Annotated in this window: 15 protein-coding genes; 9 read left to right on the top strand and 6 right to left on the bottom strand. The window is 70.0% G+C overall.

Annotated features, from left to right (window positions below; translation table 11 throughout):
* Positions 1-61 precede the first annotated feature (61 nt).
* Positions 62-481: a tol-pal system-associated acyl-CoA thioesterase gene (gene ybgC / locus MFF13_RS02330; RefSeq protein WP_238270657.1), complete on the bottom strand. Its 420-nt coding sequence runs from the start codon at positions 479-481 to the stop codon at positions 62-64.
* 532 nt (positions 482-1013) lie between these two features.
* Here ybgC and MFF13_RS02335 point away from each other — a divergent pair.
* The 8 genes from MFF13_RS02335 to MFF13_RS02370 all read left to right on the top strand — a co-directional run bounded on the left by MFF13_RS02335 (position 1014) and on the right by MFF13_RS02370 (position 7667).
* Entirely contained in the window at positions 1014-1370 is a 357-nt protein-coding gene (locus MFF13_RS02335) for a septal ring lytic transglycosylase RlpA family protein (protein WP_238270665.1), read from the top strand.
* A gap of 77 nt (positions 1371-1447) precedes the next feature.
* Positions 1448-1762, top strand: a complete 315-nt coding sequence (locus MFF13_RS02340; protein WP_147762711.1) for a polyhydroxyalkanoic acid system family protein — start codon at positions 1448-1450, stop codon at positions 1760-1762.
* A gap of 107 nt (positions 1763-1869) precedes the next feature.
* Positions 1870-2082, top strand: coding sequence for a hypothetical protein (locus MFF13_RS02345; RefSeq protein ID WP_147750585.1), 213 nt, complete (start codon positions 1870-1872; stop codon positions 2080-2082).
* A gap of 67 nt (positions 2083-2149) precedes the next feature.
* On the top strand, positions 2150-3961 hold the full coding sequence (locus MFF13_RS02350; protein ID WP_147762712.1) for an ABC-F family ATP-binding cassette domain-containing protein: 1812 nt from the start codon (positions 2150-2152) through the stop codon (positions 3959-3961).
* A gap of 121 nt (positions 3962-4082) precedes the next feature.
* Entirely contained in the window at positions 4083-6104 is a 2022-nt protein-coding gene (locus tag MFF13_RS02355; RefSeq protein ID WP_238270667.1) for a BON domain-containing protein, read from the top strand.
* Positions 6105-6126: 22 nt separating this feature from the next.
* Complete coding sequence (locus MFF13_RS02360) at positions 6127-6414, top strand: hypothetical protein (RefSeq protein WP_306422386.1); 288 nt, start codon at positions 6127-6129, stop codon at positions 6412-6414.
* A 91-nt stretch (positions 6415-6505) separates the two neighbouring features.
* Positions 6506-6838 (top strand): hypothetical protein, encoded by a 333-nt coding sequence (locus MFF13_RS02365; RefSeq protein ID WP_147762715.1) that lies wholly within the window; start codon positions 6506-6508, stop codon positions 6836-6838.
* Between the two features lie 112 nt (positions 6839-6950).
* Positions 6951-7667: a YidB family protein gene (locus tag MFF13_RS02370; protein WP_238270678.1), complete on the top strand. Its 717-nt coding sequence runs from the start codon at positions 6951-6953 to the stop codon at positions 7665-7667.
* Between the two features lie 340 nt (positions 7668-8007).
* On the opposite strand, the gene fabF is transcribed toward MFF13_RS02370, so the two are convergent.
* The 5 genes from fabF to MFF13_RS02395 form a co-directional block, all read right to left on the bottom strand.
* Positions 8008-9270: a beta-ketoacyl-ACP synthase II gene (gene fabF, locus MFF13_RS02375; protein WP_147763876.1), complete on the bottom strand. Its 1263-nt coding sequence runs from the start codon at positions 9268-9270 to the stop codon at positions 8008-8010.
* A 99-nt stretch (positions 9271-9369) separates the two neighbouring features.
* Positions 9370-9609: an acyl carrier protein gene (locus MFF13_RS02380; protein ID WP_066926221.1), complete on the bottom strand. Its 240-nt coding sequence runs from the start codon at positions 9607-9609 to the stop codon at positions 9370-9372.
* A gap of 302 nt (positions 9610-9911) precedes the next feature.
* Positions 9912-10649 (bottom strand): 3-oxoacyl-[acyl-carrier-protein] reductase, encoded by a 738-nt coding sequence (gene fabG / locus MFF13_RS02385; RefSeq protein WP_147763879.1) that lies wholly within the window; start codon positions 10647-10649, stop codon positions 9912-9914.
* A gap of 185 nt (positions 10650-10834) precedes the next feature.
* Positions 10835-11770, bottom strand: coding sequence for an ACP S-malonyltransferase (fabD, locus tag MFF13_RS02390; protein WP_147763875.1), 936 nt, complete (start codon positions 11768-11770; stop codon positions 10835-10837).
* A 97-nt stretch (positions 11771-11867) separates the two neighbouring features.
* Positions 11868-12590 (bottom strand): carbonic anhydrase, encoded by a 723-nt coding sequence (locus tag MFF13_RS02395; protein WP_147763874.1) that lies wholly within the window; start codon positions 12588-12590, stop codon positions 11868-11870.
* A 177-nt stretch (positions 12591-12767) separates the two neighbouring features.
* Here MFF13_RS02395 and rpoZ point away from each other — a divergent pair, with 177 nt between their 5' ends.
* The gene (gene rpoZ, locus MFF13_RS02400) at positions 12768-13178 is read left to right on the top strand and encodes a DNA-directed RNA polymerase subunit omega (RefSeq protein ID WP_147727742.1); all 411 of its coding nucleotides are present in this window, start codon (positions 12768-12770) and stop codon (positions 13176-13178) included.
* Positions 13179-13306 lie beyond the last annotated feature (128 nt).

Raw genomic sequence — 13306 nt, forward strand, 5'->3', positions numbered from 1 at the left:
CTTCACGAGAACGTCTTCGAGCGACGCCGCTGCCGACTCGCTCGAAGGCGAAGCGCGTGCATCAAAGGCTGTCGGGAGCGGACAACGCCCGGCGCAGACCCGGGGGCAGGCGGATCGCCCGGCCCTCGCGGACGCAGGCCACGACCACGGACGCGCGGACCAGGAGGTCGTCGCCGCGGAGCACCTCCTGGTGAAGGTGCATCGAGGCGCCGCGCAACTCGTGCGTGCGGGTGAGGATCGTCAGCGCGTCGTCCATCCGCGCGGGCTTCAGATAGTCGATCTCCATCCGGCGCACGACGAAGACCAACCCGTCGGCCTCGCGATGCAGTTCGGATTGGTCGCCCGCCAGCCCGCGCAGCAACTCGGTCCGGCCGCGCTCCATGAAGCGCAGATAGCTCGCATGGTAGACGAAGCCCGAGAAGTCGGTGTCCTCGTAGTAGACGCGCACCGGCAGCGCGTGGGCTTCGATCGATGACGTCACGGTTCGGCGCCGCTCCTGCGCAGACTTCCAGAGGGACAGGCCTGACGAGCCGGCGCCTTGCATTCGGACGAGGCTACCACGTTTGCCGATCGTCGGGACCTTAGTACCGGGTTGGCTCGGTGTTTGGTCGCCTGCCGCGGTTCCGAGGACGCGTCCGCGAAAGCCGGCCGATCGATCGCAGGCTCGCCCTGAACCGAGCCAAAAGCGCCGTCCCGATCCGCCGCGACGCAACGGCCAAGCTCAGTCCTCGGGCGGGCGGCAGGGTTTCGCTGAGCGCAGATCTTCGCCGCCTTACGCGGGTTTGGCGGCTCCCGCCGAAGCCTGTCGAAGACTATACCGCAGCGTAATCGCGCATTCACGCGTAGAAAAATCGAAGTCTTGGATGCATGATCGTTGCTTGAGCGATCGAATGTTAAGCTGCGTTGAGGAATTCGGCCGGAATGTGATCTGGATGCCCAAAATGTGCGGGTCTTATTTCAGCCCCGTTCGGTCTCGATTGGCGCCGCCCTCGTCAACGACCAAGGACCGAAGCATGCACATCCGACCCGTCGCCAAGATCGCCGCCGCCACCCTCGGAACCGCCCTGTCGCTCGTCGCCGCCACCCAGCCGGCCGCCGCCCAGAGCGGAGGCGCGTCCTGGTACGGCAGCGGCCATCGCACCGCGAGCGGCGAGCGCTTCAACCCGAACGGGATGACCGCCGCCCACCGCAGCCTGCCCTTCGGCACCCGCGTCCGCGTCGAGAACCAGCGCACCGGCCGGTCCGTGGTGGTGCGGATCAACGATCGCGGGCCGTTCGTGCGTGGCCGCATCATCGACCTCTCCCGCGGCTCGGCCCGGGCGCTGGGTATGGGCGGTACCACCTACGTCTCGCTGCACGTCATGAACTGATGCGGATGCCGGCCGGCGTTGCCGCGCGCGCCGGCCGGCCCCATCTCCGAGCCTGAACCGGAGACGCAGCGGACATCATGGCAAAACCCCTCATCGTCGACATCCCGCACGACCTCGGCCGCGACGAGGCGCGCCGCCGCATCGAGACCGGCGTCGAGCAGGGGCGGGCGCTGCTCGCCAAGAGCGGCATCAGCATCGAAAATCTCACCTGGACCGGCGACCGGCTCGATTTCGCGATCTCCGCGATGAAGCAGAACATGAACGGCCAGATCGACGTCGGCCAGGACAGCGTGCGGGTCGAGTGCCACCTGCCGTTGTTGCTTGCGCTCTTCGCCGACAAGGTGAAGCGGATGGTCGGCAAGGAAGGCAACCTGCTCCTGACCAAGAAGTAGCGCGCAAGGCGGCGCGCGCCGGAACACCCGGGGCGACCCCGCCGTTCACGCTCGTCACGCGGCGCGCGCTCAAGACGCGCCGCGACGTCAAGCGAGGAGCGTTTCCCATGGCCGATCCCGGCGCGATCCCCGAGGTGCCGACGAACCCGACGCCTGCCCCCGACACGCCCTACGACCCGCCCACCGTGCCGAGCCCGGGCCCGAGCCCCGAGATCCCGGGCGACAGCCCGAGCGAAGCGCCCGGCATCACCCCAGCCGAGGTTCCGGTGACCACGCCCGGCATGCCGACGCCGACCGGCCCCGCGAACCCGGTTGCCTGAGCGCGCTCCGGTTTACTTGAGCCGACTTCGATTTGTGGTGAGGCGGCCGCGCTGCCATAAGCCCGGCATGGCCGCCCCACCGCTTCTGACCCTTCAAGACGTCGCCCTCACCTTCGGCGGCACGCCCCTGATCGAGGGGGCGGGTTTCTCCGTCGCGCCCGGCGAACGCACCTGCCTCGTCGGCCGCAACGGCTCGGGCAAGTCGACCCTGATGAAGATCGCCGCCGGGCTCGTGGAGCCCGATCGCGGCGTCCGCTTCGTCCAGCCGGGGACGACGATCCGCTACCTCGCGCAGGAGCCGGATTTCTCCGGGTTCGCCACCACCCTCGAATTCGTCGAATCGGGCCTCGGCGATGGCGACGCGCATCACCGCGCCCGCTACCTGCTCGAAAGCCTCGGCCTCGACGGCAGCGAGGACCCGACGCGGCTCTCGGGCGGCGAGGGCCGCCGCGTGGCGCTGGCGCAAGCGCTGGCACCCGAGCCCGACGTGCTGCTCCTCGACGAGCCGACCAACCACCTCGACCTGCCGGCGATCGAATGGCTCGAGGCCGAGCTGAAGGGGACGCGCGCCGCGATGGTGCTGATCAGCCACGATCGGCGCTTCCTCTCGGCCCTGTCGCGCGCCACGATCTGGCTCGACCGCGGGGTCACCCGCCGCATCGAGCAAGGCTTCTCCGGGTTCGAGGCTTGGCGCGACGCCTTCTTCGAGGAGGAGGAGCGCGACCGGCACAAGCTCGAGCGCAAGATAAACGACGAGGAGCACTGGCTCCGCTACGGCGTCACCGCCCGGCGCAAGCGTAACGTCCGCCGCCTCGGCAACCTGCATGCGCTGCGCAAGGAGCGCCGCGACGACCGCCGGCCGGTCGGCACCGTGACGATGCAGGCCGGCGAGGCCGAGGCCTCGGGCACGCTGGTGATGGAGGCCAAGAACGCGAGCAAGAGCTATGGCGAGCGCCGGATCGTCGCCGACCTGTCCCTGCGGGTGATGCGCGGCGACCGCCTCGGCATCGTCGGCGCGAACGGCGCCGGCAAGACCACGTTGATCAATCTGCTCACCGGCAAGCTGCAGGCCGACGACGGGAGCGTCCGCCAGGGCACCAACCTGAAGATGATGTTGCTGGACCAAGCCCGCGCGGTGCTGGAGCCGAGCATGACCGTCACGGAAGTGCTCACCGGCGGCAGCGGCGACGCGGTGGTGGTGAACGGCGTCAGCCGCCACGTAGTCGGCTACCTCAAGGACTTCCTGTTCACCCCCGAGCAGGCGCGTACCCCGGTCTCGGTGCTCTCGGGCGGCGAGCGCAACCGCCTGCTGATCGCCCGCGCGCTGGCGCAGCCGGCCAACCTCCTGGTGCTCGACGAGCCGACCAACGACCTCGACCTCGAAACGCTCGACCTGCTGCAGGAGATGCTCGGCGACTATTCCGGCACCCTGATCTTGGTGAGCCACGACCGCGACTTCCTCGATCGCGTCGTCGGCAGCGTTCTGGTCTCGGAAGGGGAGGGGCGCTGGGTCGAGTATGCCGGCGGCTACACCGACATGGTCAACCAGCGCGGCGTCGGCGTGCAGGCCCGCGCCGGCGCCAAGGGAAAAGCCGAGGCGCGCGGAAAGAGCGAGCCGCGCGAGAGGGCGGATGCCGCGCCTGCTGCCAAGGGCAAGCTGAACTTCAAGGACCAGCACGAGCTCAAGACGCTGCCTGCCCGCATGGAGAAGTTGCAGGGCGTGATCGCGCAGCTGCGCACGGTGCTGGCCGATCCCGGCCTCTATGCCCGCGACGCGGCCCGGTTCGACAAGGCGTCGGCGATGCTCGCCCAAGCCGAGACCGAGCTGTCTGGGGCGGAGGAGCGCTGGCTCGAACTGGAGATGCTGCGCGAAGGCTGAGACCATCCCGGCCTTCATGATGCCGCGATGGCGGTCCATGCCGTCCGGCAAGCCTCGGGGGCGTCGCCGGTGTTGCGACATCGTCCGCTCGCCATGATCCGCTCGTAATGAACCGCTCGCCATGACACACCAAGGCCTGCGTTCCGCGGGCTGGCTCCTCGGGTTGCCTGGGCTCGGCCTGATCTGGGTCGGCGCGACGCTGTATGCCGCGCCGGATATCGCCGCGCGGATCGCGGCGGCGGGCGAGACGGTGGCTCAGGCGACCGAGGCGGGATCGCCCGAGCCGTGGCTGCGCGTCTCGGTCCGCGGGCGTGATCTCGTCGCCGAGGGCGAGGCGCCGGGGCCGGCCGCCCGCGCGGCGGCGCTCGCCCGATTGGAGGCGCTTCCCGAGCCGCGCCGGATCGTCCCCGAGATCGGCCTGATCGAGACGGCCGCGCCCTTCGCCTGGAGCGCGACCCGGACTGCGCCGGATCGCATCGCGTTCTCTGGCAGCCGCCCGGCGGAGATCGGCCGCGCCGCCTTGCGGACGCGTCTGGCCGCCGAGATCCCCGATGAGACCGCGATCGACGACGCGGCGCATGCCGCCCGCGGCGCGCCGCCGGATTTCCCGGCGGCAGCAGCCTACGCCGTCGCGCGCCTGCGCAACCTCGCCGCCGGCGGGACCGCGACGGTGACCGACCTCTCGATCGCGTTCTCAGGTGCGGCGTTGGACCTCGCCGCCTACGACGCCCTGCGCACTGCGCTGACCGACCCGCCGCCCGGCTACACCATTGGGCGCATCGACATTGTGCCCGCGCGGGCCGACGACTTCACCATGAGCGTGTCGCGAAACCCCGGCGGCGGGCTGGTGCTAGACGGGTTCGTGGTTTCGGAATCCGCGCGGGCCGAGATCGGGCGCCTAGCCGGCGAGATCTCCGACGGCACCGCGGTCACGGACCGGATGCGCACCGCACGGGGCCTCGCTAAGGACGTCGACCCGGATGCGCTGGCGAAATTCCTGATCCGCCTGGTCGGGCTGATGCAGGGCGGCGGCGCGCGCTTCGACGGCGCGCGGGTGTCGGTGGCGGGCGATGCCGTGGACAGCCAGGCCGTCGGCGAGATCGAGGCGGTGATGCGGGACGCCCGGCCCGCCGGGGTCGGGGCGGGCTCGGTCGCGCTTGCGGTGAAGCCGCTCTCCCCCTACCGCCTCGCGATCCGCCGCGAGGCTGACGGCGTCAGCCTGTCCGGCCACCTGCCCGATGCCGAGGCGCGCGACCGGCTGCTCGCCGTGGTGCGCCCGCGCTTCTTCCGCGAGCGCATCATCGACCGCACCCGCATCGCCGACGGCGCGCCGCCGGACCTCGCTGCGGCTCTCACCGCCGCGGTGCCGGTGCTGGCGAGCCTGTCGAGCGGCGAGGTCGCGGTCGCCGACCGGACGCTGATCCTCTCCGGGACGAGCCTGTATCGCGAGGCCGCGGCGCGGGTCGCCGCGACCCTGCCGGCGGCGATGCCGGCGGGATGGACCGCGAGTGTGGCGGTGGTGCCGAAGAACCCGGCGCCGACGCGCGACCCCGAGACCTGCCGCAGCGCCGCGACGGCGCTCGTCGGCGGCACCGGCCTGCGCTTCGCGCCCGGCTCAGGCGCGTTGTCACCGATCTTCTATCCCGTGCTCGATCGCCTCGCGGAGCTTGCCAAGACCTGCCCGTCGCTGCGCATCGCGGTCGCCGGCCACGGCGATCCGGCAAAGACCGCCCCGCCGGACGCGAAGGTGGCGGACGCAGCCCAGACGCAGGGTATCGCGAGTGCGGCGCCCAAGCCCGAGGCCGGCAAGGCTGCGTTGGCCAAGCCCGAGCCCACTAAGTCCGGTGAGACCAAGCCGGCCGCGAAGGCGGTGCCCGCAAAGGACGCCAAGGGCTCGAAGGACACCAAAACTTCGAACGACGCGAAGAGTTCGAAGGACGCCAAGGCGGCGAAGGACACCAAGCCGGCCAAGGACACGAAGGCCGGCAAGGAGACCGCCGAGGCGCCGGAGCCCGACCTGCCGCGGCTGCGCGCCGGTGCGGTGGTCGAGTACCTGCTCCAGGCCGGCGCTGGGCTCGACCAGGTCGTCGTCGCCGACAAGCTCTCGGAGCGGCCGGGCATCGCCTTCGCCGTGCTGCCCTGACCTCCGGAAAGGTTTTGCCGTGATGCTCCTCCTCGCCGGCCTGTGGCCGGGATCGTTGGCCGCACTCGTGCTCGGCCTCGCCGTCGGCGGCTTCACTGGGTTGCCGGCCCGGCCGGCGATCCCCGCCGCGCTCGGGGTCGCGACCCTGGCCCTGGCCGCGCTCGCCATCGCGGGGATCGTGCCCGGCGTGCAGGGTTTCTGGCTGGAGAGCGCGGTGGCGATACTGGTGTCCTACCTCGCCGGCTGCGCGTTGGGTGCGCTCGCCCGGAGGTCCGCCCGGGTGCGACCGCACGATCCCCCGACAAGCTGAGGATGGCGCGGAACCAAGGCGCCCCGATCCGGCGTTGCCCCTCCAGACAGAGCCTTCGGGCTCACCGGAGACACGCAACGGACCCCACGCCATGAGACTCGATCGCTCCGCTCGACGCCACATCGGCCTGCGCCCCCGCGCCGGCCTCGCCGCCACCGCCCTGCTCGTCGCCGGCCTTGCCGCGTCCGGCGCGGTCGCCCTGCTCGGCGATTTCGTCGAGCCGGCCCGCGCCCAGTCCGCCGCGAGCCACATCGACCAGCCCACCCCTGCGACCCTGCCGAACGGCGCCAAGCGCGCGAACGGCGACGTCGCGGCGCCGCACGCGCTTAAACCCAGCACCGACGTGATGGACACCGGGACCCTCCCCGACGCGCGGACGAACCCGATGCAGCACTTGCCGGACCGGACGCGCGCCGCGCACTGACCGTCACGACGCAACCTCGTCCCCCCCCCCCGCCGTTGATCGGCGGGGGCTTTTTCATGCGCTCCTGCGGCGGGGTCTCGCGCTCCGTCCCTCACAGGCGAAGGAAAGCACCATGGGTCTGCTCGATTCGGTGATCGGCGGCGTGCTCGGGCAGGTGCTCGGCGGCGGACGGGGCAATGCCGGCAACGCGGGCGGCGGTGCGATGTCGCCGATCGTGAAGGCCCTGCTGATGCTGCTGCTCGCCAAGGGCGCGAGCGGTGGCCTGGGTGGAGCGCTCGGCGACATTCTCGGCGGCGGCCAGCGCCGGCCGGAGCCCGGCCCCGACACTGAGCGCTCTGGCGGCGCCGGACCCTACGGCCGCGATCCCGGCCATTCGGCCGACGACGGCGCCGGCCAGGACCCCGGCGACATCGGCGGCTTCGACCAGGAGGGCGGCCGTCGCGACCCGCCGCTGCCGCCCGGCGACTTCAGCGACCTCTCGGGCATGCTCGACGGACCCGGCGACCGATCCCAGGTTCCTCAACCAGGACATGTCGTACATGAAACGGCGGGCGATCTCGGCGGGCTCGACGGCCTCGTCGATCGCTTCCGCCAGGGCGGTTTGGGCGACGTCATCGACTCGTGGATCGGCCACGGCAGCAACCGCAGCATCGAACCCCACGACCTCGCCCGCGCGCTCGGCCCCGACACCCTCGGCGCTCTCCAAAACCAGACCGGGATGGACCGGGACTCGCTGCTGTCCCAGCTCTCTCAGGTGCTGCCGGAGGTGGTGCACGGGCTCACGCCGCAGGGACGGGTGCCGGATTTGGGGGAACGGAAGTCTTGGTAATTAGAAGCTGTAATTTTTAGGGTTATTTAAGCATACACGATGCCTGCACGAATAAGTGCGATCATCGTGTATTTTTCAGGGGTATACATTGCATCTAGCCAGTGAGCCCAAGTATTGTGCTTTTTAGATCAAAATTTATACGTGAGGTAATATGGAGAGTTACAAGCATATGGTACGAAATACTGATTTTCTGGATGAAATTATATTTTTGACAAGCAGCCGAACAATCTTATAATTATTTCCCCAGATGTTTCATGGGTCAAATAATTAGAGCTCCAGCCATCACGCGGGCTCTTTTCAAGTAAGCAATTCGGTGCTGTGCTCAGACGCGTCGATGAATTCAGGCGACCCGCCGCACCACCAAGCTCGCATTCGTCCCGCCAAACCCGAACGAGTTCGACAGCGCGATGTCCACGCGCTTCCGCTTGGCCTCGTGCGGCACGAGGTCGAGGGCGGTCTCGACGCTCGGGTCGTCGAGGTTGAGGGTCGGGGGGATCACCCCGTCGCGGATGGTCAGGATCGAGAAGATCGCCTCGATGGCGCCGGCCGCGCCGAGGAGGTGGCCGACGGCGGACTTGGTCGAGGACATGGCGATGCCGGCGGCCGAGGCGCCGAGCAGGCGCTCGACGGCGCGCAGCTCCAGTTCGTCGCCCATCGGCGTCGAGGTGCCGTGGGCGTTGATGTAGTCGATCGCACCTGGGTCGATGCCGGCGCGCTTCACCGCGGCCGTCATGCAGCGGAAGGCGCCGTCGCCGTCCGGGGACGGGGAGGTGATGTGGTAGGCGTCGCCCGACATCCCGTAGCCGACCACCTCGGCGTAGATCTTGGCGCCGCGGGCCTTGGCGTGCTCGTACTCCTCGAGCACCACCACGCCGGCGCCTTCGCCCATCACGAAGCCGTCACGCGCCTTGTCGTAAGGGCGGGAGGCCTTGGTCGGCGTGTCGTTGAAGCCGGTGGAGAGGGCGCGGCAGGCGGCGAAGCCCGCGATCGACAACCGGTCGACCGGCGATTCCGCGCCGCCCGCGACCATCACGTCGGCATCGCCCAGCATGATCAGCCGAGCCGCGTCGCCGATGGCGTGCGTGCCGGTGGAGCAGGCGGTGACGACGGCGCTGTTCGGGCCTTTCAGCCCATGCGCGATCGAGACCTGGCCCGAGGCCATGTTGATGATCCGCCCGGGGATGAAGAACGGCGAGATCCGCCGCGGGCCCTTGTCCTTGAGGGTGACCGACGCGTCGTAGATGCCGCCGATGCCGCCGATGCCCGAACCGATCATCACGCCGGTGGCGCACTGGTCCTCGTAGCTCTTCGGGTGCCAGCCGGAATCGTCGAGGGCTTGGCCGGCGGCCGCCATCGCGAAGACGATGAACGGGTCGACCTTGCGCTGCTCCTTCGGCTCCATCCAGGCGTCGGGATTGAATGTGCCGTCGCCGCCGTCCCCGAGGGGCACGGTGCAGGCGATGCGGCAGGCGAGGTCGGAGGTCTCGAAGGTGGTGATCGGGCCGGCGCCGCTGTCGCCGGCGATCAGCCGGCTCCAGGTGTGCTCGACACCGCTGCCGAGCGGCGTGACCATCCCTAGACCCGTAACCACCACCCGCCGCATCGCGCTATCCCGAACCCGTTCCGCTTCAACAACGAGTGCGGCGCGTCGGGCGTTTCCACCCCGCCCGCGCCGCGTCGACCCGAAGGATGTTTCGACCGCTCAGGCGGCCGAGTTCTTCTCGAGGAACTTCACCGCGTCGCCGACCGTCTGGATGGTCTCGGCGGCGTCGTCGGGGATCTCGACGTTGAACTCTTCCTCGAACGCCATCACGAGCTCGACGGTGTCGAGGCTGTCGGCACCGAGGTCGTCGATGAAGTTCGCGCCCTCGACCACCTTCTCGGGCTCGACGCCCAGGTGCTCGACGACGATCTTCTTCACGCGCTCAGCGATATCGCTCATCGTTGCTGGTCCTCGGTACTTCACGTTACGTGGGTGAAAGGAATGGCGCCGTTGCCGCCGTTGGCCCTTGGTGTCGGGCCGGACTTGTCTCTGGCGGCCGGTGACCGATCGCGCTGGGTCCTGAAATCCTGTTGGCCTTGGACTCGGAACCCGCCGAACCGTCAACCCCCTGCACGGCAGCCGGGGTGTTAACACAGGGTTTCGACGCTGGCGAGGCCCGGTTCACGAAGCGTTCATCGGTGCGGTTCGCGCGCCGATTTCGCCGCGTTTTCCGCAGGATGGAGGGGCCTCGCGCGATGGCGTCACACCATCGCCATGCCGCCGTTCACGTGCAGCGTCTGGCCGGTGACGTAGGCCGCCTCCTGCGAGGCCAGGTAGACCACTGCGGCCGCCACCTCTGCGCCCTCGCCGAGGCGCCCCGCGGGCACGCGGCCGAGGATGCCCTCGCGCTGCTTCTCGTTCAGAACGTCGGTCATCGGCGAGGCGATGAAGCCGGGGCTGACGCAGTTCACCGTGACGTTGCGCGAGGCGACCTCGGCCGCCAGCGCCTTGGTGAGCCCGACGAGGCCGGCCTTGGCCGCCGCGTAGTTGCCCTGGCCCGGGTTGCCCGTGGTGCCGACCACCGAGCCGATGTTGACGATCCGCCCGGCACGCCGGCGCATCATGCCCCGCACCGCCGCCCGCGACAGCCGGAACGCGGCCGTGAGGTTGACGGCGATGACCTGGTCCCACTCCTCGTCCTTCATCCGCACGAAGATGTTGTCCCGGGTGATGCCGGCGTTGTTGACCAGGATGTCGAGCCCGCCGAGCGCGGCTTCCGCCGCCGGCACCAGCGCCTCGACGGCGGCGGTGTCGGACAGGTTCGTCGGCAGCACGTGGGCGCGCTCGCCGAGTTCGCCGGCCAGGGCTTCCAGCGCCTCGGCGCGGGTGCCCGACAGGGCCACCGTGGCCCCCTGCGCATGCAGCGACCGCGCGATGGCGCCGCCGAGCCCACCGGTCGCGCCGGTGATGAGGGCTTTTTTCCCGGTGAGGTCGAACATGGGGATCACCTGTTGGTCGAGTTGGTTTCTATCGGCGGCGTTTTGGGGCCTGTCACGGTCGGCGTGACCGGCCCCCTCTCCCTTGCGGGAGAGGGTTGGGGGTGAGGGGTATGCCCTCTCCGGAAAGACCTGACCCCTCACCCTGTCCCTTTCCCGAACGCGAGAGGGGACCCGCGCTGCCTTCCCTAGCTCCGAGGGAATGCAGCCACATCCTCCGGCGTGCCGACCGGCGTCGCGGATGCGCCCGATGCGATCCGCTTGACGAGGCCGGACAGCACCTTGCCGGAGCCGACCTCGTAGAACGTGTCGACGCCTGCTGCGGCCATGGCCGCGACGCTCTCGCGCCAGCGCACCGTGCCCGTCACCTGCGCCACGAGGTTTTGGCGAATCGCGGCCGGATCGGAGACCGGGGCGGCGAGCACGTTGGCGTAGAGGGGGACGATGGGCGCGCGCAACGTCACCGCGTCGAGGGCCGCGCGCATGGCATCCGCGGCGGGCTGCATCAGGCGGCAATGGAACGGCGCGGAGACGTTGAGCATCACCGCCCGCTTGATCCCGCGTGCCTGCGCGATCGCCACGGCGCGCTCCACCGCGGCCTTGTCGCCCGACAGCACGACCTGGCCGGCGCCGTTGTCGTTGGCCACATCGCAGACCACGCCATCGGCGGCCTCCGCCGCGATCGCGGCAGCGGTCTCGGTGTCGGCGCCGATCAGCGCCGCCATGGCGCCGTCGCCCGGGGCGACGGCCGCTTGCATCGCCTCACCGCGGATGCGCAGCAGGCGCGCGGTGTCGGCGATCGTCAGGCTGCCGGCGGCGGCCAGCGCCGAATACTCGCCGAGCGAGTGGCCGGCGACGAAGGCGACATCCCGCGCGAGGTCGAGACCGCGCTCGGCCTCCAGAACCCGCAACGCCGCGAGGCTCGCGGCCATCAGCGCCGGCTGGGCGTTGGCGGTCAGCGTCAGCGCCTCGATCGGACCCTCGAACATCAGGCGCGCGAGCGGCTGGCTCAGCGCCTCGTCCACCTCCGAAAACACTGCGCGCGCCTGCGGGAAGGCCTCTGCCAGCGCCTTGCCCATGCCGACGGCCTGGCTGCCCTGGCCCGGAAAGATAAGTGCCCGCACGGTCGCTCCGTCGCCTACCCCGTTGCTCGGAAAGGGCGGCGCAGTCGCACCGCCCGCCGCAGGTGTCAACAATGCAGCGCACAAACCGGCGAGGGTGTCAGCCCTCGTCGAAGAAGTCGACGTTGCCGGTGTCGAGGCTGTAGGCGGCCCCGACGATGCGGAGCTTGCCCGCCTTCAGCGGATCGAGCAGCGACGGCTCGGAGGCGGTGCGCAAGCGGGAGACCACGCGGCTCACGTTGGCGCGCACCGCGTGCTCGACGAAATCGCCGGCCTTGTCGCGAACCGAGAGGACGGCCGGAACGATCGGCTCGATCATCCGCCCGATCGAGCCGGCGAACTGTGCGTTGTCCCGAACCACGCTCACCGCCGCCTCGACGGCTCCGCAGCGGCTGTGGCCCATCACCAGGACCAGTGGCACGCCGAGCTGCGAGACCGCGTACTCGATCGAGCCGGTGGCGGCTGTGTCGGCGGTGTTGCCGGCGTTGCGCACGATGAACAGCTCTCCTAGGCCGCGGCCGAACAGGATCTCGGGCGAAACGCGCGAATCGGAACAGCTCACCAGGACACAGAACGGCGTCTGCCCGAGGGCGATCTCGATGCGGCGCTCGCGCCCCTGTGCCGCCCGCACCGGCGAGTCGGTGAGATAGCTGGCGTTGCCGTCCTTCATCACCTTGAGCGCCTGATCGGGGCTCATGTCGGTCTTCTTGGAAGACAGGCTCGCGGCGAAGGCACTGGTGGGCAGGGCGGTGGCGGCGAGAGCGGCACCGCCGAGGTGGCAGCCGCAGCCGAGGAGGTGGCGCCGGCTCAGGCGATCGGTCATGTCGTGCTCCCGCATGCCGGACGACGACCCGCTCCGGTCGATCGTTTCTGACTGTTTCCGAGCGAGACTGTAAAGGGCGTCCGCTTCCAAACCGCTGTGCTTGTTGCCAAACCGCATCCGGTGTATGAGCCGGCACCGCCCGACATCCCCCGTATCCGCTGGAAGGAGCCGCTGCGCATGGCTCGCGTCACCGTCGAAGATTGCATCGAGAAGGTCGAGAACCGGTTCGAGCTCGTCCTGCTCGCGAGCCACCGCGCCCGCCTGCTCGCCGCCGGCGCCCCGCTTACCGTGGACCGCGACCGCGACAAGAACCCGGTCGTGGCGCTCCGCGAGATCGGCGACGAGACGATCACCGCCGACGACCTCAAGGAACAGTTGATCCATTCGATGCAGAAGTACGTCGAGGTCGACGAGCCGGAGGCCGAGGCCGTGCCGCTGCTGTCGAGCTCGCCGACCGCCGCCGCGGTCTCGCCGACCGCCGCGAGCGACGATTCCGCGCCGCAGTTCGACCGCATGAGCGAGGAAGACTTGCTCCGCGGCCTCGAGAACCTCGCGCCCCCGGTCGAGACCGACGACGAGGGCGAGTAGCCCCGGCGCCGTCACGCGATGGCGTAGATCAGGCCCGGCGGCGACGCCGGGCCTTTTGCTTGGCGCGAGCCTTCATGTATCTCGCCCTGCGACGCGATCGGGGCTGGCGCAGGCCCGCGGCTTGCGTG

This window comes from Methylobacterium cerastii (assembly GCF_022179125.1).
Taxonomy (GTDB): Bacteria; Pseudomonadota; Alphaproteobacteria; order Rhizobiales; family Beijerinckiaceae; genus Methylobacterium; species Methylobacterium cerastii.